This is a genomic window from Nocardia sp. NPDC051981 (genome assembly GCF_040680715.1).
Lineage (GTDB): Bacteria > Actinomycetota > Actinomycetes > Mycobacteriales > Mycobacteriaceae > Nocardia.
On record NZ_JBFAXK010000006.1, the window covers coordinates 228,720 to 252,062 of the forward strand.

At 69.0% G+C, this 23,343-nt stretch carries 20 protein-coding genes and 1 tRNA gene; 9 read left to right on the forward strand and 12 right to left on the reverse strand.

Going from position 1 to position 23,343, the window contains the following annotated elements; genetic code table 11:
* Positions 1 to 4 precede the first annotated feature (4 nt).
* From AB0L60_RS14375 to AB0L60_RS14395, 5 genes are all read right to left on the reverse strand, one after another.
* On the reverse strand, positions 5 to 946 hold the full coding sequence (locus AB0L60_RS14375; RefSeq protein ID WP_364612640.1) for a M56 family metallopeptidase: 942 nt from the start codon (positions 944 to 946) through the stop codon (positions 5 to 7).
* Positions 947 to 1,486: 540 nt separating this feature from the next.
* Positions 1,487 to 3,892: a thiamine pyrophosphate-dependent enzyme gene (locus AB0L60_RS14380; protein ID WP_364612643.1), complete on the reverse strand. Its 2,406-nt coding sequence runs from the start codon at positions 3,890 to 3,892 to the stop codon at positions 1,487 to 1,489.
* 258 nt (positions 3,893 to 4,150) lie between these two features.
* Positions 4,151 to 4,705, reverse strand: coding sequence for a 3'-5' exonuclease (locus tag AB0L60_RS14385; RefSeq protein WP_364612646.1), 555 nt, complete (start codon positions 4,703 to 4,705; stop codon positions 4,151 to 4,153).
* A 71-nt stretch (positions 4,706 to 4,776) separates the two neighbouring features.
* Entirely contained in the window at positions 4,777 to 5,556 is a 780-nt protein-coding gene (locus AB0L60_RS14390; protein WP_364612649.1) for an META domain-containing protein, read from the reverse strand.
* An 88-nt stretch (positions 5,557 to 5,644) separates the two neighbouring features.
* Positions 5,645 to 7,813, reverse strand: a complete 2,169-nt coding sequence (locus AB0L60_RS14395) for an acyltransferase family protein (RefSeq protein ID WP_364612652.1) — start codon at positions 7,811 to 7,813, stop codon at positions 5,645 to 5,647.
* 327 nt (positions 7,814 to 8,140) lie between these two features.
* Between AB0L60_RS14395 and AB0L60_RS14400 the strand changes: the two genes are divergently transcribed.
* Together AB0L60_RS14400 and AB0L60_RS14405 are read left to right on the forward strand one after the other, a co-directional pair.
* Positions 8,141 to 8,611, forward strand: coding sequence for a VOC family protein (locus tag AB0L60_RS14400; RefSeq protein ID WP_364612655.1), 471 nt, complete (start codon positions 8,141 to 8,143; stop codon positions 8,609 to 8,611).
* Positions 8,612 to 8,630: 19 nt separating this feature from the next.
* Positions 8,631 to 9,386 (forward strand): MerR family transcriptional regulator, encoded by a 756-nt coding sequence (locus AB0L60_RS14405; RefSeq protein WP_364612658.1) that lies wholly within the window; start codon positions 8,631 to 8,633, stop codon positions 9,384 to 9,386.
* A gap of 55 nt (positions 9,387 to 9,441) precedes the next feature.
* Here the strand turns inward: AB0L60_RS14405 and AB0L60_RS14410 are convergent, their stop codons facing one another.
* The gene (locus AB0L60_RS14410) at positions 9,442 to 9,930 is read right to left on the reverse strand and encodes a hypothetical protein (protein ID WP_364612661.1); all 489 of its coding nucleotides are present in this window, start codon (positions 9,928 to 9,930) and stop codon (positions 9,442 to 9,444) included.
* Positions 9,931 to 10,326: 396 nt separating this feature from the next.
* Between AB0L60_RS14410 and AB0L60_RS14415 the strand changes: the two genes are divergently transcribed.
* Positions 10,327 to 10,405: transfer RNA gene (locus AB0L60_RS14415), tRNA-Glu, on the forward strand.
* 274 nt (positions 10,406 to 10,679) lie between these two features.
* Here AB0L60_RS14415 and AB0L60_RS14420 read toward each other — a convergent pair.
* Positions 10,680 to 10,811 (reverse strand): Rv1535 domain-containing protein, encoded by a 132-nt coding sequence (locus AB0L60_RS14420; protein WP_364612664.1) that lies wholly within the window; start codon positions 10,809 to 10,811, stop codon positions 10,680 to 10,682.
* Positions 10,812 to 10,877: 66 nt separating this feature from the next.
* Between AB0L60_RS14420 and AB0L60_RS14425 the strand changes: the two genes are divergently transcribed.
* The 4 genes from AB0L60_RS14425 (at position 10,878) to secG (ending at position 16,948) form a co-directional block, all read left to right on the forward strand.
* Positions 10,878 to 11,144, forward strand: a complete 267-nt coding sequence (locus tag AB0L60_RS14425) for a hypothetical protein (protein WP_364612667.1) — start codon at positions 10,878 to 10,880, stop codon at positions 11,142 to 11,144.
* 275 nt (positions 11,145 to 11,419) lie between these two features.
* Positions 11,420 to 11,791: a hypothetical protein gene (locus AB0L60_RS14430; protein WP_364612670.1), complete on the forward strand. Its 372-nt coding sequence runs from the start codon at positions 11,420 to 11,422 to the stop codon at positions 11,789 to 11,791.
* A gap of 65 nt (positions 11,792 to 11,856) precedes the next feature.
* Positions 11,857 to 16,368 carry a cation-translocating P-type ATPase gene (locus tag AB0L60_RS14435; protein ID WP_364612673.1) on the forward strand — a complete coding sequence of 1,504 codons (4,512 nt, stop codon included), beginning with the start codon at positions 11,857 to 11,859 and terminating at the stop codon, positions 16,366 to 16,368.
* A 346-nt stretch (positions 16,369 to 16,714) separates the two neighbouring features.
* Positions 16,715 to 16,948 (forward strand): preprotein translocase subunit SecG, encoded by a 234-nt coding sequence (gene secG, locus AB0L60_RS14440; RefSeq protein ID WP_040858416.1) that lies wholly within the window; start codon positions 16,715 to 16,717, stop codon positions 16,946 to 16,948.
* 111 nt (positions 16,949 to 17,059) lie between these two features.
* Here the strand turns inward: secG and AB0L60_RS14445 are convergent, their stop codons facing one another.
* Together AB0L60_RS14445 and AB0L60_RS14450 are read right to left on the reverse strand one after the other, a co-directional pair.
* Positions 17,060 to 17,401 (reverse strand): hypothetical protein, encoded by a 342-nt coding sequence (locus AB0L60_RS14445; protein ID WP_364612678.1) that lies wholly within the window; start codon positions 17,399 to 17,401, stop codon positions 17,060 to 17,062.
* Positions 17,394 to 17,681, reverse strand: a complete 288-nt coding sequence (locus AB0L60_RS14450) for a hypothetical protein (RefSeq protein ID WP_354846545.1) — start codon at positions 17,679 to 17,681, stop codon at positions 17,394 to 17,396. Before AB0L60_RS14450 ends, AB0L60_RS14445 begins: the two co-directional genes overlap by 8 nt.
* A gap of 147 nt (positions 17,682 to 17,828) precedes the next feature.
* Between AB0L60_RS14450 and AB0L60_RS14455 the strand changes: the two genes are divergently transcribed.
* Positions 17,829 to 18,494: a DUF1361 domain-containing protein gene (locus AB0L60_RS14455; protein WP_364612682.1), complete on the forward strand. Its 666-nt coding sequence runs from the start codon at positions 17,829 to 17,831 to the stop codon at positions 18,492 to 18,494.
* 19 nt (positions 18,495 to 18,513) lie between these two features.
* Here the strand turns inward: AB0L60_RS14455 and fadD8 are convergent, their stop codons facing one another.
* Genes fadD8 through AB0L60_RS14470 form a run of 3 tightly spaced genes read right to left on the reverse strand, consistent with a single transcriptional unit; the run spans position 18,514 to position 22,231 of the window.
* Positions 18,514 to 20,121, reverse strand: coding sequence for a fatty-acid--CoA ligase FadD8 (gene fadD8, locus AB0L60_RS14460; protein WP_364612685.1), 1,608 nt, complete (start codon positions 20,119 to 20,121; stop codon positions 18,514 to 18,516).
* 24 nt (positions 20,122 to 20,145) lie between these two features.
* A complete protein-coding gene (locus AB0L60_RS14465; RefSeq protein WP_364612688.1) occupies positions 20,146 to 21,339 on the reverse strand; it encodes a Nonspecific lipid-transfer protein in 1,194 nt (397 codons plus the stop codon).
* Between the two features lie 43 nt (positions 21,340 to 21,382).
* Entirely contained in the window at positions 21,383 to 22,231 is an 849-nt protein-coding gene (locus AB0L60_RS14470; protein ID WP_364612691.1) for an SDR family NAD(P)-dependent oxidoreductase, read from the reverse strand.
* A gap of 53 nt (positions 22,232 to 22,284) precedes the next feature.
* Here AB0L60_RS14470 and AB0L60_RS14475 point away from each other — a divergent pair, with 53 nt between their 5' ends.
* Positions 22,285 to 23,256 carry an alpha/beta hydrolase gene (locus tag AB0L60_RS14475; protein ID WP_364612694.1) on the forward strand — a complete coding sequence of 324 codons (972 nt, stop codon included), beginning with the start codon at positions 22,285 to 22,287 and terminating at the stop codon, positions 23,254 to 23,256.
* The last annotated feature ends 87 nt before the right edge of the window (positions 23,257 to 23,343 follow it).

The following is a 23,343-nucleotide window of genomic DNA, read 5'->3' on the forward strand; positions in this document are numbered from 1 at the left end:
CCGGCTACCCGGCACAGACCTGGATGCCGATGCCGGCGGTGACGATGGACGCCACCGGGATGAACACGGCGGTGAGCGTGATCGCGGTGACCGCGATGCGCGTGTGCAGGCGGGGCGGGTTCTCCGGCGCGGAGAGGCGGCGGACCCGGGGCAGCAGTGCGGCCTCGGCGGTCGTGGGCGGGGTGGGCAGGGTGGAGAGGGTCAGCAGTGCCTGTAAGACGGCGTCGCGCCCGTGGATTCGAGCGGCGACATCGTCGGCGAGCATCTCCAGCAGGCGCGCCACCTCGGAGGCGCCCAGGGTGAACAGCTCGACCCGCGGCAGCACGGTGGCCAGGCCGCGGGTGAGGGTGAGCAGCAGGTGGTGGCGGCCGGCCAGGTGGGCGCGCTCGTGGGAGAGCACCGCATCGAGGTGATGGTCCTCGAGCGCCGCCAGCACGCCGCGGCTGACCACGATCGTATGGGGTTTGCCCGCAACGCAATACGCGGCCGGATGATCGACCTCGAGCACGACCGCGTCCAGGCCGGGGTGGTGGCGTCCGGCGAGCCGGGCCATGCGCGCGTGCTCGAGGGTGGTGCGGCGTGAGCGCAACAGCGTGGTGCCGAGCCGCACCGCCAGCACCAGCACGGCGAGCGTGGCGAATCCCGACAGCACGAACAGCCCGGTCTGCATGTGCCCGCCGTAGTCGCCTTCCGCCGCGTCGTGCAGGTGCAGCAGGCAGCTGTCCATGAATCGGGCGGAGAAGAGCGAAATCCGGTGCGTGACAAGGTCGATGACGATGATCGCCAGCGTCACCGTCCAGGCCAGCACGGTCGAGGCCATGGCCGCCAGCCAGGCCGCCACCGCGATTCGCGGCGCTGTCCCCGCGGTGCTGAGCCGGCGCAGTAGCCGGGGCGCGAGTACGGCCACGGCGAATCCGTACAGCAGCAGGCAGATAGCGACGCTCATGCCGGCACCCGCGATCGCGCTGCTCGCATCCGATCTCCTCCCGTGGAATGGACACGAGTGTAGAGGGCAAAACTGAGGGCAGGCTTACTCCCGCGGCGTGACCGCGGCCGCAGGCGCCCGGCAGGAGTGGCATGTCCAATACCCCTATGGCGTACTGTTTCTATATACCTACTGGGGGTATTATTCCGAACCTGGCGACAGGAGAACCGATGTCGACCCGAACCGAAGCGGCATGGCGCATGGCACGACACCCCGCCACTGTGACCCTCGCCCGCTGTGTCGCTCTCTGCGTGATGGCCGGCGTGCAGGCCGGCCTGCGCGGACGCGCAGCCGACTCGCCGTGCCGGGGTAGGAAAACCGCATGAATCGACCAGGCGTCCTTGCGCTCGGCGGCGATTCTCCGGTACTACGTATCTACGTAGTTGATACGTAGAAAGACCGGGTGTCGTTCTCTCGACGGCACCGGGACGCCGACCGGACCGGCGTCGACCACGGGTGGGGCCGGGTGTTTTCCGCGAGCAACCCCGGCCCCGCCCGTTGTCACCGCGGAGCGGTCAGCAGCGCGTGGGCGGCGGCCTCGATCGCCGCCTCGTCCAGCAGCACCGCCGCGGCGGCCGGGCCCAGCGGCACGAAACTGTCGGCGCTGGTGACACGGGCCATGCGGCCCTCGAATCCGGCATCCAGCAATGCCGCGCACACCGCCTCGGAAATACCTCCGCTGCGGCGGGTCTCATCGGCGACAAGCACCCGGCCCGTGGCGCGCGCCTGCTCGAGCAGATCCGCCACCGGCAGCGGCGCCAGCCAGCGCAGATCCAGCACCCGTGCGTGAATCCCCTGCGCGACCAGCCGATCCGCCACCCGCAGGCTCATCGGCACGCCATTGCCGAAGCTCACGATGGTGAGATCCGCGCCGGTGCCGTACACGCGGGCGCGCCCGATCTCGGCATGGCGCACACCGGAAATCAGCGCCAGCCAGCCGCCGTCCCCGGCGCGATACAGGTCCCGGGTGTGATAGAGCGCGATCGGCTCGAGAAACACGCACACCCGCCCGTCCACCCGCGCCGCCGACACACACGTGCGCAGCATCGCCGCCGCGTCATCGGCCCGGGCCGGCGCGGCGATCACCAGGCCGGGGATATCCCGCAGCGCCGCAAGGGAATTGTCATTGTGGAAATGCCCGCCGAACCCCTTCTGATAGGCCAGCCCCGCGATCCGCACCACCACCGGATTCCGGTACCGCCCACCCGAGAAGAACGACAGCGTCGCCGCCTCCCCCCGCAACTGATCCTCGGCATTGTGCACATACGCCAGGTACTGGATCTCCGGAATCGGCACGAACCCCGCCAACCCCGCCCCCAGCGCGGTCCCCAGCACACTCTGCTCATCGAGCAGCGTGTCGAAAACCCTTCGCACCCCGAAACTCTGCTGCAACCCCTTCGTCACCCCGTACACCCCACCCTTACGCCCCACATCCTCCCCGAACACCAGCACATCCGGATCGCGAGCCAGCAACTCCGCCAGCGTGTGATTCACCGCCTGCGCCAGGGTGCGAGGCTCGCCGGAAACCGATGAAGGAGGTGCTGCGGACGAAATTCCCTGTGCCGCAACCGGGCTCGCTGATACGTCGGCGGCCGCTCGCGTAGTTGCGGCCAGGTCCGATATCCCGGCTCCCGCGTCCGAGGTAGCGGGTGCCGGACGGGCGGTCGCACCGGCCGAATCCACGGCAGCGGCGGTGTGGGATGTGACAGGGTCGGTGGATATCCGGGCCGTGGCGGTCGGGTTTCGGGGAGCGGCGAATTGCGGTGTATCCGGCCCGGCGCCGCCGGTTCGATCCAGGTCGGGCCCGGTGCGCAGGGCGTCGGCGCGGATCGCGGCCGGGTGGGCGGGGGCGAGCGGGGCGGTGATCTCGGCGGCCGAGTGCAATTTCGGTTCGTGCCAGGCTGCTTCGGCGGCCTTGGCGACCTGGTCGCCGATCTCGTCGTAGCGCCTGACGATCTCGGCGGGGGTGGTGACGCCGGCGGTGACGAGCAGGCGGGCGGTGGCGGTCACCGGGTCGCGGCGCAGGTCCGCCGCGATATCGGCGGGGCGGCGGTAGGCCGATTCCATATCGGAGCCCGCGTGGCCGAGCAGCCGCACGGTGCGCAGGCGCAGGAAGGCCGGCTTCCGGTGTGCGCGTACGTGATCCGCGGCGGCGGTCGCCGCCGCCAGCGCGGCGGGCAGGTCGGTGCCGTCGGCATCGAAGTACGCGAGTCCCGGCCGGGATCCGTAGGCCTGCTCGATCCAGGTGCGCGGAGTGGGCACGCTGATGCCCAGGCCGTTGTCCTCGCACACGAACAGGATCGGCATCGGCACGCCCTGGTGGGCGGTGTGGATCGCGGCATTGATGGCCCCGGCCGCGGTCGAATGGTTGGCCGACGCGTCGCCGAAGCTACACACCACCACCGCATCCTGCGGCCACTCGGTGTGCAGGCGCAGCTGCGCGGCCCGGTCGAGGGCGAAGGCCACGCCGACCGCGCGCGGCAGGTGCGAGGCGATGGTGGAGGTCTGCGGAATGATGTGGGCGGGCTTGCTACCGAAAACCTTGTGCCGCCCACCGGAAATCGGGTCCGCGGCCGCCGCCACGACACCCAGCATCACATCGCGCAGCGGATCCAGGCCGGGCACCTGCCGGGCGCGGTGCACGAAGAACGCGCCGGACCGATAGTGCAGCAGCGCCGGATCGGTGACCCGCAGCGCCGCCGCCACCGCGACATTGCCCTCGTGTCCGGACGAACCGATGCTGTAGTACCCGTGCCCCTCCCGGGTGAGCCGCCGCGCGGCCAGATCCAGCTGCCGGGATGCGGCCTGGGCGTCGAACAGCTCCAGGCATCGCGCCCCGGTCAATCCGGTGGCGGCGTCGATCGGTTCCCGGTGCGCGCGAGCTGCTCCCGGCGTCGTCGCCGCCACCTCCGCGCGAAACCACTGATCCAGCTCAGCTTCCCGATCGTTGATGACGCCCTCCCATGGTTCGAGTTCGCCGGGATCTCAGCGTAGGTGTGACACAGCGCGATCAGCGGCAACATCGGATCTGTCGGCCAGGCTGTCCAGACTGCCGGGCGCAGGCCCCTCGCGGGCGTATTTCCGCCATGTTGGTGATCTGTTCGGAAGTATTCCAGGTGAATCGCCGTCATGGCTGTGGACTTCCGAAGACGCGGTCGCAACCGCTCAGCGCGGCCAGGCGTCGCGCGCCAGCATGTCGGTGATCAACGCCGCGATGTTCCAGGCGTCGTCACCGCCGCGATGGTGGGTCCCCTCGAGGGGCAGCCCCGCCAGCCGCAACGCCCCCGCCATCCCATATCGCCGCCTGGTGTCCCGCGCGACCGAGAAGGCCAGCTTGGCATTGGTGTGCCTGCTGCTGAACGGGTACCGCATCCCCGTCCCCTCGCACTGCGCGGTGAACTGCTTGCGGTCGTAGTCACCCCAGCTCGCCCACGGCCGCGAATCGGCATGGAATTCGGTGCGCAGCAACTCGCAGGCCTCCGCGAACCCGATTCCCGCCGCCACCTGGTCCGCCGTGAGTGTGGTCAGCCGGGTACAGAACTCGCTGACCGTCGAACGCTCGGGTCGCACCAGAATGCTGTGCTTGCTCACCCGCTCCCGGGTGACCGTATCGAGCACGCACACTCCGATCTCGATGATCTCGTTCGGCTGTCCCGGGGGATTGGGCCCCTCCCAGCAGGTGGCCTCCACATCCACCACATTCAGATATCTCTCGTCCATACGACCGCACGCTAGCGCGTGGATACCCGCGCACGACAACGATTTTCGGTGGCGTCGCACCGGAGCACCACTCACTCCGCGCGCAGTTTCAAACCCGTGTCGTTGCCGGAGTTGCGGATGGTGAGTTCGTTGGAATCGATGGTGGCCTTGGTCTTTCCGTCCAGTGCGTGCAGCACCTGCTGCTCGACCTCCATGACCTGCGGGTCGCACATCATGCGGGTGGTCGCGATCTGGAAGGTGACAGTGCCGTCGTCGATCTGGGCCGTGCCGGTCATGGTGTTGCAGCCCGCGCTGCCCGAAACCTTGCCGTCCGGGGTGATGGTGAGCGTTGGGCGGACCTCGTCGAGGGTGGCCGAGTGGACCTCGGCGTCGGGGCGCACCAGGGCGGTCACGATCCAGGGCGTGTCGATCAGCGGTTTGTCCGGGTGGGCGGCCTTGCGGTCGAGCATGGTGACGGTGGAGCCGTTGCCCTTCAGGGTGAGCGTGTCGCCGGTCAGCGTCCAGGCCGGCTGGGAGCGCAGCAGGCCGTCCTGCCAGCCGTCCGCACCCGCGAGATCGCCCGGGCATGCCATCAGCGTGGTCGCCATCTCCTCCACCTGGATTGTATTGCCTTGCAGGTCAACGGGTCCGGTGGCGGTATTGCAGCCGGAGGTGGCCGAGATGCGCCCGTCGGCGAAGGTCAGGGTCAACGGCCCGCCACCCGGGATCGGGGTGCCCACCACCGCGGTCGAGACGAAGGAGCGGCCCATGAGCGAGACGGACGGGATGTCGTTGACGCCGCCGTTGGAAGAGCATCCGGCCGCGGTCACGGCGGTCAGCGCGAGCAAGACCCACAGACGAGTTGCTGGCATATCTCCGATCGTACGGCGATCACACCCGGCATCCCGAGTGCCGACGCGAGCGTCCGCCCGATCGGGTCCACGAACGAGCCCGCGCAGCTCAGCCGTGGGCGAGCGCCTGGTCGGTGAGTGCGCCGATGACCGGTCCGAGTGTCCGGGCGTAGCTGACCGTGACATGGTTGTCGTCGCGGTACACCAGGGTGTTGCCGACGATGAGGGGGCAGCGGACGGCAGTGCAGAACAGCGAGGTGAGGTCGGCGTACCGGCCGCCTGCGGCGACGGACGCAGTCTGCTCGGCCACGACACCCGCGTCGTTCACCGCGACCGGTCGCTCGGGGGTGCATGCCAGGGCATCGTCGATGTGCTCGGACAGGCACGCCGGCACGGTGGTGTGCGGATCGGGGATCGGCCCGAGAACGAGGACGGCCGAGCCGATTGCGCGCAGCTGGGCAACCAGGCGGGTCAGGCCGTCGATCCAGGCAGCGTCGTACGAGACGAAGCCGAAGTCTCCGCCATAGCGCCGGGACATGCTCACCACGATCAGCCGTGGACGTTCGCTCTGCAGCCGGGTCAGCACCTGGCCGCGCCAATGCTCGCATTCGGTGTACTCCCTATCCAGATAGGGACTCGTAATGGGCAGGTCCAGCAGCGGGCAGGTGACCTTCGCCATGGTTTCCAGCCGCCAGCCCCGCGCCGCGGCGATCGGCTCCAAGGCAGGACTCCACATCGCGGCGTGCGAGTCACCGACCAGGGCCACCGTGGTGTCCGAGCCTGGATTACCCGAGGCGCACTCAGGTTGGCCCACATCGCGCCAGGAGCGCACACACCCGTTGTTGAACACGTCTGCCTTGTCGCCGGACGCGTTGTCGAGCGAGGGGGTGAGATTCGACGGGACAGCACGGATTCCGGCCGAGGCGGCGACCGCCGACTGCGTTTGCGTCACCAACTGCCGAACCGCCTCCTCACGGGGGTCGGCGGCAGGCGCGGACGGTACAGCGGGTGCGACGAGCGTGAGCGCCGGCGCCGACATGCCGTGGCCGACCGGGGCGGGGACGAGCATGAGCAGTGCCACCACCACACAGATGGCGACAGCAGTGCACGCGCCGCCACAGGCGAGGCTGAGCCTGGCAGAGCTGCGCAACAGTGCCGCGAAGCGGACCGGATTCTCGACCGACCAGTGCGTGAGCAGGGCGAGTCCGCCGGTCATCATGACCGCGCCGAGTGCGTCGACTCGCCTGAGCGGGTGGCCGAGCGCCAGGGGCGCCAGCAGCAACACCGGCCAATGCCACAGATACAAGGTGTAGGACAGGCCGCCGATCGCCCGCACCCGAGCCGGAGCCAATACCCGGCCGACCCCGAATCGTGGTGCGGCACAGCCGGACACGATCACCAGAGCCGTGCCCAGGACCGGCAGCAGCGCCGCGGCGCCGGGATACGGTGTCCTGCCGTTCAGCTGGGTGCAGGCCGTGACGATCAGGACCAGGCCGATCCATCCGGCGGGCGCGGCCACCGATTTCGGCAGCCGGGACCATGCGACGGCCGAGAGCGCCACTATGCCGCCGACCGCCAGCTCCCAGGCCCGAGCGGGCAGCGAGAAGAAGGCCCAGGGCGGCAGCACACGGGTCCACACCAGCGAGATCGTGAACGAGGCGGCCGCGACAACCGCGAGCACGATCAGATGCGGCAGCAGCGTGGCCGATCCGGTTCGGCGCCGCCGCACGAGCCAGGCCGTCGCCATGATGAGCACCGGCCACAGCAGATAGAACTGCTCCTCCACGCCGAGCGACCAGAACTGCTGGAACGGCGACGGCGGCGCATCGGCGGCGAGGTAGTCGGTACCGTGCAGGGCGAGCCGGTAGTTCCCGGCGTACAACGCGCTCGCGATCCCGTCGCCGAGGACCTGGCGGGCCTGCAGCGGCGGCAGCAGTACTGCCGCGCCGATCGCGGTGGTGACCAGGACGATGCTCGCCGCGGGCAGCAGCCGACGAGCCCGTGCACCGTAGAACCGGGCCAGCCCGATGGTGCCCGTGGCCGTCGCCTCCCGGCACAGTATTCCGGTGATCAGGAAGCCTGATATCACGAAAAAGACATCCACGCCGACGAATCCACCACCGAGCCCGGGCGCACCCGCATGGAAGAAAACAACGGCCAGGACCGCGACTGCTCGCAATCCTTCGATATCGGGCCGAAATCCCTCCCGGGGCGGCGATGCATGCTGAACCCGGTCTGCCTGCCGATTTATCAATCCGCTCCCGGCCGTGTCCGTCATGGGGCTGCATTGTTATCGATCGTGTGGGCCATGTCACCGCGACTCTCCGGGGGGTCCCATTTGCCGCTTCGCCCGCGCACCATCGCCGGGCGGCCCGTGCCGATCGCGTCCTGCCACGGTCGGGCCGGATGTTTGCTGCACGCCACCATCGCGGCCATCGGAGAGGTCGGCTGTCAACGCACCACCGTCCAGGAGATCTGCGACCGGATCTGGACACCGCCGTTCTCCGTCTCATGGAGGACATGCTGGCGGTTTACTCCGCCCACGCTTCGACCGCTGCGGCGCCGAGTTGACCTTGCCGCTACGTCAACTCATAGCGTCGAGGCCATGAGCGAGACCACCGAACCGGCCATCGACCGGACGATTTACCCCATGCCCATGTTCGCCACCTTCCGGGTGCGCGACCTCGCCGCCGCGACCGCCTGCTACCAGGCCGCCGGATTCATCGCGCTGGCAACCATTCCCGGCACCGACGGCACACCCGTCCTGGTGCACCTGCGGCGCATGAAATACCAGGACCTGCTGCTGGTCCCGGGCGAACCGGCGCCGGGCAGCACGACGGTCACCTTCGCCGCCGGCGGCGCGGACCTCACCGCACTGGCGACAACCCTGGGGGAGTGCGATCTCCCGGGCCTCGGCGTGGAAGGTCCCGCCGACACCGCGTGGTACACCACCGATGTCACCCTCGACGATCCGGACGGCAACCGGGTCACCTTCACCGCACCCCGCGAGGCCGAGCTGGACCGGGCCAAGGAATGGGCGGCGACCTTCGAGGGCGACTGGGTCGGCAAGAATTAGCACGAGACGGGAGGGCTTCGTGGAGTGGACGATTCAGCAACTGGCCGACAGCGCCGGCGTCACCAGCCGCACGCTGCGTCACTATGACGAGATCGGGCTGCTCCCGCCCGCCCGGGTCGGCCACAACGGCTACCGCTTCTACGACACCGATTCGGTGGCCCGGCTGCAGCGCATCCTGCTGCTGCGCGAGCTCGGCCTGAGCCTGCCGGTGATCGCCGAGGTCCTCGCCCGCGAACACGACGCGGACAAGGCCCTGCACACCCATCTGCGGTTGCTGGAAGACGAACGCGCCCGCCTCGACGAGCGCATCCGGACCCTGCGCCACACCCTCGACGCGCGCGCCGGGGTCGACGGATCGCTGCAGATGATGCTGGAGGGCTTCAACGACCCCTACCGTGACGACGTCGTATCCCGCTGGGGTGAACGCGCTTTCGCCGTGAGCAACCAGTGGTGGCACGGCAAGTCGTTGCGGGAGCAGCGGGAGTGGAAGCGTGACACCGACGATCTGATCGCCTGCTGGATCGCCGCCCGCAAGGACGGGTGCACCCCGGACTCCGAGCGCGCGCAGGCGCTGGCGGCCCGGCACGTGGCGTGGTTGCGGGCCATCCCCGGAACGCCACTGGCGGACGGTGATCGGGAGCGCTCCATCGCCATGATCTGCGGACTCGGGCGGATGTACGTCGAGGACGAGCGGTTCGCCGCGGCCTACGGCGGGCCCGAACACGCTGCGTTCGTGCGTGATTCGCTCGACGAATACGTCCGCCGGACACTGTGAAGCCCTGCCGGGTTGCGAAACGCATGCCCGGCAGGGCTTTTCACGTCGGTATGGCTCAGCTGCCGTAGACCTGGCTGGAGTTGAACGAGAACTGGTGTCCCATCGAGCTGCACTGCACCCCGCCGCGGTAACCCTGCGTGCACGTCGCGCCCGCGTAGCTGATGGCGGCCGGGGACCACGCGTCACCGCTGGACGGCAGTGCCTGGTTGCCGCCGGGCTGGGTGTGGCCGCCGCCGCTCCACTCCGGATGGGCGGGCCAGGCGGCGTTGTCGATGATCGCGGCCGGGGCGTACGGCACCGGATAGACCTGGCCATTGGGCCCGGCCAGCGATACGTACATCAGCACGCCCGCCGGGTTGATATCGCAGCCGACAATGCCATTGGCGGCGATCGAACAGTTGAAACCACCGATATTGAAGAAAGCGGTGTCTCCGATGAGGAAACCCGACGGATCGGTGGGGTCGGCAGAAGCGATGCCGGTACTGAGGAACAAGGCGCTCCCGGCCGCGGCTGCGAGCAGGACAGATCGAGCTTTCATCGTCATGAGTGCCTCTCCTGTAGTGAACCACCTTCGATAGCTGGTCATGTGCTGTTCGTTCAGCACTGGTTAACGGATACTACAGGCGGGCTCGCTCGCCCTGTGGTGGAGATAGGAATTCTGAGGGTCTGCTCTGCTCTCCGATTGATAGCTGCAAATAAGCTGACAGTGTGACGGGGAATTCGCCGACGCCATGGCCCTGACTGCGGCCCCGGAAACTCGGTTGCGGTTTTCCCTGGTCGGCTGCGAATGTTGTTGTACCGCAAGCTCGATGGGGCGGCGGTTTCGGAAGGTTCCGGCCTGTGGAGGTCAGCCGGTCTTGAAAACCGGAGGCGGGCAACGTGTCCCGGGGGTTCGACTCCTCGGCTTTCCGCGGTGTTCCGTCGTGAAACGGGACCGAATGGCGTAGTTGCTCTGTCGGCACGGGCAGCCTGACTTTCACTCAGGACCCACGTCGGTTCGACTCCGACCTACGTCACCAACGACCTCGTGCCGCGCCGACCCGGCGCCCTGACCATCACTCGGGGTAGCCCGAAGCGGCCACGAACCCGTGACGGTTCAGTCGGCGAGACGACTTGCCCGGGGCTAAACTCTGGTTAGCTTCGTTGGCGCGACACGCGCAGAACAAACGTTGATCGCTGCGATGGGACTGAGCCCGGATCCTGATCTGGCTGCTGGCGGACGCTGTTCACCGTCGCTGCCGCGACGGCCGTCGCTCCTCGGTCGTTCGCCACCGGCGGTCGCCGGCCGGATGATCAGTCGACGATCTCGATGAGATCCAGCCGCAGCAGGACCGCATACAGCTCACGCAACGGCACAGCGAGCATCTGCGTCAGTGCCCCCGTCAATGGATCCGACCCGCCGCCCACACCAGTACCAGTACTCATCACGCTCGACACACTGCGGATCCCAAGCGTCGAACACTCGAACGCACTATGACCGGGAGGCAACAAATGGCCGAAAAACCATCAACCGGCCACCAGAACGCCGTCGACCGTGTGCTGGCTGCGCAGGGTTTCGCAGTAGACCTGCCGGTGATCGGCCGGGTTCGCATCCCCCAGCCCGAGCAGTTGGCGTACTACGGCGTACTGGGCGCGCTGGCCGCCGCGGAGATCATCGAATGGCCTGTCGCACTGGTCCTCGCAACAGGTCATTGGCTGCTACACGATCAGCACAATCGCATCGCTCATCAGATCGGCGAAGCTCTCGAAGAGGCGTAGATCCAATTTGCGATAGCAACTAGCCTGCAATTTCGGCCGTTCGGACAGCGGAAATATCATCGCTACAACGGTCAGGCCAGGTCGGAACCGCTTGGAGATGGCATTTTCTGCCTACTTCTCACGTGGACGAGTTGAGTACGCCGCCTTTCGTTTCGATAACCGCAGGGCCGATTAGGGCATCGCGGAGTATTCTGGCAACGCACTAGTTTCCGCACGAAGTTCTTTGCGCTACCTACGACGACTGGGGTGTGATGAGCAGCGTTGCATCGGACACTGTGAGGACGCTCGAGGCTACGGCATCGGCGGGTGTGCATGCGGTCGAGGCGGCCGGTGGAGCCGTCGTCGGCGCGGTGACCGGCGCGGCGCGCGGCACAGTCGAGGGCGCCGTATCCGGTGCTCGCAATGGGATGGACGTGTCTGCCGCCACCGTGCTCGGCGTCGTTGCGGCCGGGGTGACCGGCCTGATCGAGTGGCCCGTGGCCGCCGCTGCGGGCGGCGTCGCGGGTGCGGTCTATCTGTTGCGGCGCGCCAGAACCGAATCCGGGAAGCAGGACACGTCCGAACGACCGCGGCCGCGGGAGCGCAAGAGCACTCGGCCGAAGCAGTCCACCGCGGGTTCGCGACGGTCGCGAACCGCCGCACAGTAGTGGTCTCCCTGCGCGGTCTGGCCACTGCGCCGATCCGGCTGCCCCTCGCGGCCACCGGAGCCACGGTGGGATTGCTCCGGCGGCCGGTCGCGGTAGCGTCGCGGCGGGCGGACCCGGCAGTCGCTCGAACAGTCGCCGAATTCACCGAGGGCATCGGTCGGGAACTCGGCGCGCTCGCAGACCCGCGGCGCATGCGTACGCAGCGGCGGATCACGGTGCATGCCAACCGTATTCACGCCGAGGTTCGCGGCTTGCAGTCGGCGCAGAGCGCTCGGGTAGCCGAGTTGGCGCGCAAGCACCTCGAGCAGGAACCGGAGGTGTGCTGGTTCCAGGTCAATGCCGCCACCGGGCGGGTCGTCGTGGCCGCGGACCCGCAACGCCTGTCTCCGGCACAGCTGGAAGCGATCCTGGAACGCGTCGAAGATCTCGCCGGAACCAGTACGGAGCCGTGGAGCCGTCGACTCGATCACCCCTCCGATCGGGAGCCGGTATTGACATCCGCGCTGCAGCTGGCCGGCGATCTCATCGGGATCGGTGTGGTCGTCACCGGGCGGTTGCTTCCGGCACCGCCGCCGGCCCATGTCGTCCGGGGGGCGGTGGCTCTCGTGGACGGACAGCCGAGGTTGCGCGGCGCACTGGAAGCCCAGCTCGGCCGCCACCGCGCCGACACCGTGATCACGATCGGAAATGCCGTGGGTCAGGCATTGGATTCGGAAGTGACCGGCCTGTGCGCCGACGCGACGCAGCGGGCGGTGCGGCTGGTCGAGGCCGCCGCTCGCTACGCGCAGTGGCGGCGCTGGGAAGAGCTGATCGCCGACCCGGACCTGCCGGGTCTCGACGTCTACGATCCACCCGAGCCGCGGCCGGTGCCGCTGCCGCACGGACCGATCGAGCGCTGCACCGAACAGGTCAGCGCCGCCGCGGCGCTGGCCTCGGCGGCAACGCTGGTCGGCGGCCGCGCGGTCGCCGACGCCGCCGACGCCGTGGCTGCGGGCGTGCCGAAGGCGGCGCGGGCCGGTCGCGAGACCTTCGCCGGTGCGCTGTCGACCCTCATGGCGGCGCGTGGCGTGCTGACCCTCGATCCGTTCATGTGGCGCCGCATGGACCGGGTTTCCGCAGTGGTCGTCGACCGGGATGCCGTGCGCGGTCAACGGGCTGTGGTCCTCGACGCCGAATCCCGCGCCGACAGCTGGCCGGTCGAGCACGTGTGGAGCGCCGCCCAGCGGCTGCTCTGGTGCAATGGCGAGGAACTGCCCATCCCGCCACCGCCCGAGCATCGGCGTGAGAATCTGCATCTGGCCATCGATGCCGACCCGCGGCTCGGCATCGACACCGATCCTCCCGGCACGGACAGCGATCCGGGGTGCCCGAGCTGGCACCTGCTGCACGAGCACGGACACACGGTCGGGCGGGTGCTGATCGGGAGCGAGCCACATCCGGGTGCGGCCGGACTGCTGTCCACCGCCCGGCAGGCGGGCCTGCGGGTGGTACTCATCGGTGACGAGAGCACCGGCGAATTGCGTCGCAGCGCCGATGAATTCGTGCTCGCCGGCGGGTCGGTGTCCGGGCTGGTGCGGCGACTGCAACAGCAGGGGCACGTGGTGGCGGTGGTCAGTGGCGAGGCACATCGCGCCCTGGCTGCCGCCGATCTGGGCATCGGTATCGCCTCCCGGACTCCCGGCGCTCCGGCGCGCATCCCCTGGCAGGCGGATGTGGTGTGCCCGGATCTGAGTTCGGCACGGCAGATCATCGCCGCTACCGGCCAGGCACGCAATGTCAGTGAGCGCGGCCGGGTCCTGACGCTGTCGGCGGCCACGCTCAGCGGTCTGTTGCTCGCGTCCGGTCCCGCGGAGTCTCGCGCGGCGCGAGCCACCAGCCCGGTCACGGCGGCCACCCTGATGGGGTTGGCAACGGGTCTCAACGGCGGGCGCCGGGCCGCCCGCGCGACCGGGCCGGCCGAGGTGCGGCTGGTGCCGTGGCATGCACTGGAACCGGACGAGGTGCTGGCCCGACTACCCGCCCCGCACCGGTCGGCGCCGCCGCCTCGCTCGCACGTCACCACCGTCGCCAGCCGTATCTCGCAGCGATTGGCCACGCCCGCAACGAGTCTCGCCGGTCTGGTCGCAGATGTGCGCCGCGAGCTGGCCGATCCGATGACTCCACTGCTGGGTGTCGGCGCGGTCGCCTCCGCCCTGCTCGGCTCGCCTACCGACGCCGTACTCGTCGGCACGGTGCTGGGGCTCAATGCCACCGTATCGGCCCTGCAGCGCCGCCGCGCCCGGCTGTCGCTGGACAAACTCCTGCTCGGCGAGCGGTTGACTGCTCGGCGGCTCACCGAGGACGGCGAAATCGAGACTCCCGCAGACGGTCTGCTGGCCGGTGATGTGATCGCTCTGGCCACCGGCGAGGTGGTCCCCGCGGACGCGCGGCTGCTGGAGACCGCTGGGCTGGAAGTGGACGAGTCCGGCCTCACCGGCGAGACCGTGACCGTGGAGAAGCAGACGCCCGCCACACCCGGCGCCCTGCTGGCAGAACGCACCGGCATGGTGTTCGAGGGCAGCGTCGTGGTCAGCGGCGAGGCGACCGCGGTCGTGGTGGCGGTCGGAACCGCAACCGAGGCCGGTCGTGCCCTCGCCGCCGCCGGGCCGCCGCCCAGCGGCGGTGTGCAGGAGCAGCTGCGCAGCTTGACCGAACGCGTGCTGCCGTTCACCCTCGGCGGCGGAACCGCCGTTACCGTCACCAGTTTCCTGCGTGGGCTGCCGCTGCGCCCGGCCCTCGCCGACGGGCTGGCCGTGGCCGTCGCCGCCGTCCCCGAGGGACTGCCGCTGGTGGCGACGGTCGCCCAACTGGCCGCTACCCGCCGCCTGTCCCGCCGCGGCGTGCTGGTCCGCTCCAGCCGCACCATCGAGGCACTCGGCCGGGTCGACACCATGTGCTTCGACAAGACCGGCACCCTCACCGAGGGGCAATTGCGGCTGGTCGCGGTCGCCGATCTCGACCAGACGTGGGACAGCGGCCATCTCGCGAGCACGCCACAGTCGCGGGGGCTGCTCCGCGCCGCCGCCTACGCCTGCCCCAACCCTGACGATGCCCCACTGGTGCACGCCACCGACCGAGCTGTCGCCGAGGCGGCACACACATGTCTGGGCCACAGACAGCCCCATGCCTGGGCTCCCATCGAGGAGTTGCCGTTCGAGAGCTTCCGCGGCTACTCCGCGGCGGTGGGCGACACCGGTCAGCACATCCGGCTCGCCGTCAAAGGCGCCCCGGAAGTGCTACTGCCACATTGTGATCAGGTCCTGCGCACCGATGACGAAGGCCGCCGGGAGGCCCGGCCGTTCACGCCCGAGTGCCGTGCCGCCGCCGAGGCGGCGGTGCGCCGGCTGGCCGCGCAGGGGCTGCGGGTGCTGGTGGTGGCGCGGCGCGATTTCGCCGCCGCGCCCCGCGATCTCACCGAAGAGATCGAGCAACTCACCCTGCTCGGCTTCCTCGGTATCGCCGACAGCCCGCGCCCGCAGGCATTGGAACTGCTGGCCGAATTGGCCCGCAACGACATCAGCGTGCGGATGATCACCGGTGATCACCCGATCACCGCGCGCGCGGTCGCCGAACAGCTCGCCATCCCCGCCGACACGGTAGCCACCGGCGCCGATCTGGACCTGCTGGACGAGGACGGCCAGGCCGAACTCATCGAGCAGGCAACAGTTTTCGCGCGGGTATCGCCTGAACACAAAGTGCGCATCGTGTCCGCGCTCCAACGCCGCGGGCACACGGTGGCGATGGCAGGCGACGGCAGCAACGATGCGGCCGCCATCCGCACCGCCGATGTCGGTATCGGGCTTGCCGCTCGAGGGTCGGTCGCCGCACGGGAGGCCGCGGACCTGATCCTCACCGACACCGCCAAGGTCCTCGACCTGACCGTGCTGCAGGAGGCACTGGCCGAGGGCCGTGGCATGTGGCAGCGAGTACGCGATGCGATCGGCGTACTGGTCGGCGGCAACGCCGGTGAGGTGGCGTTCACCGTCCTGGGCACGCTGCTGTCCGGCCGAGCCCCGATCGGCACCCGGCAATTCCTGGTGGTGAACCTGCTCACCGACCTCGGTCCGGCAATGGCGCTCACACTCTCGGACACCCGGCCCGCCGACGACACCGAAACGGCCGACCGGACACTCGGGCCACCGCCCGGTATCGGCAGCGACTTCCTGCAAGCCGTCGCCGTGCGCGGCGCCTGCACCACCGTCGGCGCCGGCGCGGCATGGCTGCTCGGCCGCGCCACCGGCCGGCGCCGCCGCGCGGAAACGATGGCACTGGCCGCCCTGATCGGTACGCAGCTCGGACAGACCCTGGTGATCGGCCGGCACAGCAGTCTGGTCTGGGTGACCGTGGCAGGCAGCTCCGTAGTCCTCGCCACGATCATCATGGTGCCCGGAGTGAACCGGTTCTTCGGGTGCGTACCACTGGGACCGGTAGCGTGGTCGATCGTGCTCGGCTGCGCTGCAACCGGCACCTGCGCGGCCCTGCTCACCGGCCGCGCGCTGTCCGCCCCGCCGCCCGACGTGGCAGGTTCGTCGTCTTAGCTCAATGGTCGGAGTACCGCCCTGAGAAGGCGGGGCCTTTTCGATGACGGAGTCTCGGAGTGGGCTGAGACAATTCCTCATGCGAACAACCACAGTCGTCGTGCTTGCCGTGGCAGCCGCGGTGCTGGTCGCGGTGCACGCAACGTCGGTTTACTGGGTTGTCTGGTCCGTGCTGGTCGTACTCGCGACTGCGCTCTGGCTTGTGCGGCGTTGACCAGGCGCCTCATCGGGGTGTTCGAGCTCGGCACGATCATCTTTTGGTTTCGGCCGTCACCGTGTGCCGCTGGCCACAGCGGTTCCCGGCCTGATTCGGGGTGTTCGGTATCGACCGCATACACTGTCGGCCATGCGGATGTTCCTGGATATCCTCCTCGTTATCACCAGCGTGCTGCTGGTGCTGCTGGTGCTGCTGCACCGGGCCAAGGGCGGAGGTCTGTCCAGCCTCTTCGGTGGTGGTGTGCAGTCGAGCTTGTCGGGGTCCACTGTTGTCGAGAAGAACCTCGATCGCATCACGATCTTCCTGGGGTTGATCTGGCTGATCTCCATTCTCGGCATCGGCCTCGAAATCAAGTTCTCCTAGCCCCAAGCTCCTGAAATCGCCCGGGCACCACATCGGTGCCCGGGCGATTCGTCGTGCGCGGCAGGGTTCGTCGTGCGCGGCAGGGTTACCGCGGATGACTGCGCGGCGGGGTCACCGCGGATGACGTTGCACGGGTGACAGATTCGCGAGGGCGGCGCTGAGGGCCCGGCGGGCGTCGGCGCGGCTGATGGGGGTGTCGTCATCGAGGGCGGCCAGTTCGATGGTGAGGAAGTCGCGGATCAGGTCGGACATGCTCACCCCGCGATGGTCGGCCTCGGCGCGGATGCGCTGATCCATGGCGTAGGGGAGCCGGACCGTGCGCAGCACCGTGACAGGGGTGTCGGGCCCGGGGAGGACGGGTTCGGGGGCGTCCTCGTCGAAGGTGAGGCTGTCGAGGAAGTCGCGGGCTTCGTCGGCCGTGTGCGGGTAGCCCTTGTCCGGATAGTCAGTCATGGTCCGCCTCCCATTGTTCGAACTGGGCGAGAAGCCTTCCGGTCACCGGCCGGACGCCGACGACCTGCTGGTCCCACTGCGACAGCGGACGCACCACCACCGCCAGCGGCTGCCCCGCGCCGGTGCGGCCGATGATCATGAGAGCGGGCAGCCCACCCGTCCCGCGTACCGGTCGCGGCCAGCGCCGGCCCGGGCCGGTCAGGACCCGCATGATCTCCTCGGGTGCGATGCCGAGCCGGGCCGCGACGTCGAGGGCCCACTCGGGAATCTCATATCCCACGGCCGCATAATACGATCGTAAAACAGCTGGTCGCCACCTGTCGACCAGCCTGTCGCGGACAGCGCGGGCGGATCGGTGGCAGCAGTGTTGCCAAAGGATGTCGCCAACTCGCATGACGCGCCGCGCCGAGATCGGCATCATGAACGAATGGACCCGGTGAAGACGGTCGCGCCGAGCCTTGCGGGGGTGCTGGACCGGAATCTGTTCTGGATGGTGTGGAACACCGTATTGGCCTGGATCCCGGTGGCTTTGGCGCTGCTGGTGTTCCGCGGCACGCGCGATGACGAACGGCGACTACCGATTTCGCCGGTGTGGTGGGGCGGATTGGTGCTTTTGCTGCTGTTCCTGCCCAATGCGCCCTATGTGGTGACCGATCTGGTGCACTTGCGCGACGATATCCGCGCGGCCGGCAACGGCCCGGTGGTGACGACGATCCTGCCGGTCTACGGCGCGTTCATCGCCTCCGGTTTCGTCGCCTACTACCTGGTGCTGGCCGAGCTGGGCCGCTTCCTGGAGGCGCGCGGGCTGGGCGCGTTGCGCACCCCGGTGACGCTCACGATCCATTTGCTGTGCGCGGTAGGCGTTTTCCTGGGTCGCTGGGTGCGATTGAACAGCTGGGAGCCGGTGGTGCAGCCGCGCGGCACCTTCGATCGCATGATGCTGGCGCTGAGCTGGAACTGGGCACCGGTGCTGATCGCGGCCATGTTCGTGGCAACGGCCCTGGGGCACTTCGTGACCCGGGCCGTGGTGGAGGCGGGCATCGACAGCGCCCGCCGGGGCGCCCGGCTGATCCGAACCCGGAAGTTCGCCTAGCCGAGCGCCCTCGGGGAAATCAGGCGATGCCCAGGCGCTCCTGAGCCAGCACGCGGATCGCCTTCTTGTCGGGCTTGCCGAGCCCGGTCAGCGGCAGCTCCTCGATCACCACCACGTGCTTGGGCACCTGCACCGAACCCTTGCGCTGCTTGACCGCGGCCTGGATCTCGGCGGTGACCACCTCGATCGCGGCCGGATCGGCCGCGGTGGCGGGGTCGAGGACCAGCACGGCGGTCACGGCCTCGCCCCAATGCGCGTCCGGCACACCGACGACCGCGACGGTGACCACCTTCGGGTGTTCGGAGACAACGTCTTCCACCTCGCGCGGGAACACATTGAAACCACCCGTGACGACCATGTCCTTGGAACGCCCGACGATGAACAGGAATCCGTCCTCGTCCTGGCGGGCCAGATCGCCGGTGCGCAGCCAGCCGTTCTTGAACGTATCGGCGGTGACCTCGGGCAGATTCAGGTAGCCGGCGGCGAGCAGCGGCCCGGAGACACAGATCTCGCCGACCTCACCCTGCGGAACCGGCTTGTCCTCGCCGTCCAGCAGCGCCACCCGGACCGCGACCGAGGGCCGCCCACACGAGGTGAGCCGCTCCTTGTCGTGCTCGTCCTTGCCCAGGTAGCTGATCGCCATCGGCGCCTCGGATTGCCCGAAGTACTGGGCGAAGATCGGCCCGAAGCGATCGATGGCCTCCTGCAACCGATTCGGGTCGATGGCCGAGGCCCCGTAGTACACCGTCTCCAGTGAGGACAGGTCCCGGGTCTTGGAATCCGGGTGATCGAGCAGCGCGTACAGCATGGACGGCACCAGCATGGTCGCCGAGATCTTGTGCTCCTCGATGGCGCGCAGCACTTCTCCGGCGTCGAAGCGCGGCAGCACCACGCACTGCCCGCCCAGCAGCACGACCGGCAGGAAGAACGCCGCGCCCGCGTGCGAGAGCGGCGTGCAGATCAGGAACTTGGGACGCTTGGGCCACTCCCACTCCGAGAGCTGGATCTGCGTCATGGTGTTCATGGTCAGCGCGGTGCCGATCACGCCCTTGGGCTTGCCGGTGGTGCCGCCGGTGTAGCTGATGGAGATGACGTCGGAGGGCAGCAGCTCCACCGCCTCCACCGGATGCGGCTCATACTTGTCGGCGGTCGCCAGCAGATCCACACCGACGTCGGCGAGCAGTTCGGGCACCGGGCCCAGCACCAGGATCTTGGTCAGCGTCGGCACCATGTCGACCAATTCCCGGGCGCGCTGCACGAACGCGGGCACCGGATCCAGGATGAGCGTCGAAATGCCCGCGTCGGCAAGCACATACGCGTGATCGTCGAGGCCGCCGATGGGGTGCAGGGCGGTGCGCCGCGAGCCCACGATCTGGCCCGCGCCGATGGTGAACAGCACCTCGGGCCGGTTCAGCGCGAGCACGCCGACCGGGGTGCCGGTGGTGACGCCGTGCTCGGCGAAGGCGTCGATGTAGCGGCTCATGCCGTCGAGCACCTCACCGCCGGTGAGGACGTGGTCGCCGAGGGTGAGCACCGGGCGGTTGCGGTGCCGCTTCAGCCCGGCCACCAGGGCGTGGCCGTTGTGCACCGGCAGCCGCAGCAGGGTGTCGGGATCGAGTGTGGTCATGGGATTGTCAACTCCGTCCGATGGTCACGCCGTGTGGGCCGCGTACAGGGTGACGACCACCGCGCCGCCCAGGCCCAGATTGTGCGCCAGCGCGGTGCGCGCGCCCGCGACCTGCCGCTCGCCCGCGAGTCCGCGCAGCTGCCAGCTCAATTCGGTGCACTGGGCCAGGCCGGTCGCGCCGAGCGGGTGGCCCTTGGAGATCAGGCCGCCCGACGGGTTGACCACCCAGGTGCCGCCGTAGGTGGTGGCGCCGGACTCGATCAGCGCGCCCGACTCGCCCTCGCCGCACAGTCCCAGCGCCTCGTAGGTGATGAGCTCGTTGATGGAGAAGCAGTCGTGCAGCTCGATCACATCGACGTCGGCGACGCCGATTCCCGCGCGGGAGAACACCTTCGAGGCCGCGGCCCGGGTCATGGGCGCGCCCACCACGTCGATCATGGAACCGGTGGAGAAGGAGGTGCCGTCGTCGGTGGCCAGCTCCTGGGCCAGGATCTCGATGGCTTGTCCCTCGAGGCCGTTGGCCTTGACGAACTCCTCGCTCACCACGACCGCGGCGGCCGCGCCGTCGGACATGGGCGAGCACTGCGAGCGGGTCAGCGGGCCGTGCACCGGCTTGTCGCCGAGGACCTGCTCGAGGGTGTAGGCATCCTGGAACTGCGCCAGCGGGTTCCGGGTCGAGTGCTCGTGGTTCTTGACCGCGACCGCCGCCAGCTGCTCGGGCGTGGTGCCGTAGCGCTTCATGTGCTCGATGGCGGCATTGCCGAAGAACTGGGTGGTGATCGGCGCGGCGGAGAACTCGAAGTGCTCCTTGTTCACCTTCAGGTGCGCGTCGACGGTGGTGACCTTGGGCTTGGTGGCCGGGCCGGCCATGGCCTCCTTGGTCATCTGCTCGAAGCCGACGGCCAGGGCCACATCGGTGATGCCGGCGGCCACCCACTCGCGGGCGAACATGAGCGCGGTGGAACCGGTGGCGCAGTTGTTGTTCACATTGACGATCGGGATGCCGGTCAGGCCGATGTCGTAGAGGGCGCGCTGGCCGGCGGCCGAGGGCTGGAAGACGTAGCCGACCGCGGCGCGCTGCACCTGGTCGTAGGTGACGCCCGCGTCCTTCAGCGCGCCGTTCACGGCCTCGGCGACCATCTCCGGGTAGGTCCACTCACGGGAACCGATCTTGACGAACGGCGTCATGTTCACGCCGACGACGAAAACGCGTCGCATAGGGTTGTCCACTCCTGTTCTTCGGGAACGTAATTCGTGATGTCTAGTCGGCGCGCGGGACGCGGCCGTCGAGGTCGGTGAAGCCGTAGGCCTCGGCCAGGTCGGCGACCTTCCAGGCTTTTCCGGTGCGCGCCAGGCGATTCGGATCCGCGGCCAGTGCGACCACGGCGCGGCCGGCGAAGTGCGGGGTCTCGGCCTGGTCGAGATCGAAGGTGCCCTCGCCGGGCAGGGTGACCAGGCGGCGGCCCTGTGCGTCGGCCGGAACCATCTGCAGCAGTTCGGTGTTCACGATGCCCGGCCAGATCGAGACCGCGGTCGCGCCGGTGCCGTCGAGGTCGTGCGCCATGTCGGCGGTGAGCCGGTCCACGGCGGCCTTGCCGACGCCGTAGACCGCGTTGTGCATCTGACGGATCGCGCCGGGGGAGGACACGCTCACGATCAGGCCCTGCGACTCGATGAGCAGCGGCGCGGCGAAAACGCTTGCCACGTAATGTGATCGGACGCCGATATCGAAGCCCTCGTCCCACGCCCTGGGCGGCACCTCCCAAAATTTGCGGCCGATCCAGCGCGCCGACGCGGGGGAGTTGTAGACATTGTTGACCAGCACGTCGAGCCGGCCCTGCTCGTCGCGCACCTGCGCGAACAGTTTCTCCACGGCCGCGTCGTCACGGTGATCGCAGACCACCGGCACCCCGATCCCGCCCAGGGCGTCGATCTCGGCGGCGGTCCCGGCCACGGTGCCCGGCAGCTGCCCGGCCGTGACGGTGCGCCCGGTGACGTACACGGTCGCCCCGGCCGCGCCCAGCTCCAGGGCGATGCCCTTGCCGATGCCACGGCTGGCGCCGGTCACCACCGCGACCTTTCCGGCGAGAATCTTGGGTATTTCGCTCACGACCTCTGGACATTACCTTGAAATAGGAACGTGTTCTAGAAAATGGAGGCGGAGTGGAACTGACGCATCGGACGATCGACACCGGGGAGGTCCGCATGCACATCGCGGATCAGGGCGAGGGCTTCCCGGTTGTCTTCTGTCACGGGTTTCCGCACACCTGGTTCATGTGGCACCACCAGCTCGACGCCGTCGCCGCGGCCGGTTACCATGCTCTCGCCCCCGACCTGCGCGGATACGGCCGCACCGAGGCGCCCGCCGACCCGCAGGCGTACACGAACGCCGCCGTCATCGGTGACCTCATGGCCCTGCTCGACGACATCGGCGCGGAGCGGGCGGTCTTCGTCGGCCTCGACTTCGGCGCCCAGCTGGTGTGGGAGCTGAGCCTGCGCGCCCCCGAGCGGGTGGCCGCCGCCATGGTCCTGAACAACCCGTTCGCCCCGCGCCCGCCGCGCGCCCCGTCGGCCTTCTGGACGAAGGCGGCCGAACGCCACTTCCTGCACCTGTCCTACTTCCAGACCCCCGGCATCGCCGACGCCGAACTCGCCGCGGACCCGCGCGGCTTCCTCGCCCGCGTCTACTACTCGCTCTCCGGCGACTACCACTACCTCGACACCTGGAAGAACCCGCCCGGCCTCGGCTACCTCGACGTCCTCCCGCAGGCGCCCGCCCTGCCCTGGCCGTGGCTCTCGGAAGCCGAATTCGACACCCTGGTCCAGGATTTCGAGCGCACCGGCTTCACCGGCGGCCTCAACTGGTACCGCAACCTCGACCGCAACTGGGAACTCACCGCCGCCTACGCCGATGCCAAGGTCGAAGTCCCCACCTTCTTCCTCTACGGCCAGAACGACCCCGACATGGAGGGCTTCAGCGGCCGCGACCCCCTGGCCACCCTGCGCGCCAACGTCCCCGACCTCCGCGAGGTGGTCGAGGTCCCGGCCGCGGGCCACCTGGTCCAGCTCGAGCGCCCCGACGCGGTCAACACCTTCCTCACCGATGCCCTGAAGAGCCTTGGCCTCCCGGCGTAACCCGACCGGACCGGTGGCCCGGGACACCACGCCCGGTCACCGGTCGATTCGAAGATCCTGCTGTTCGTGTGTCCAGTGAGAGGCGTA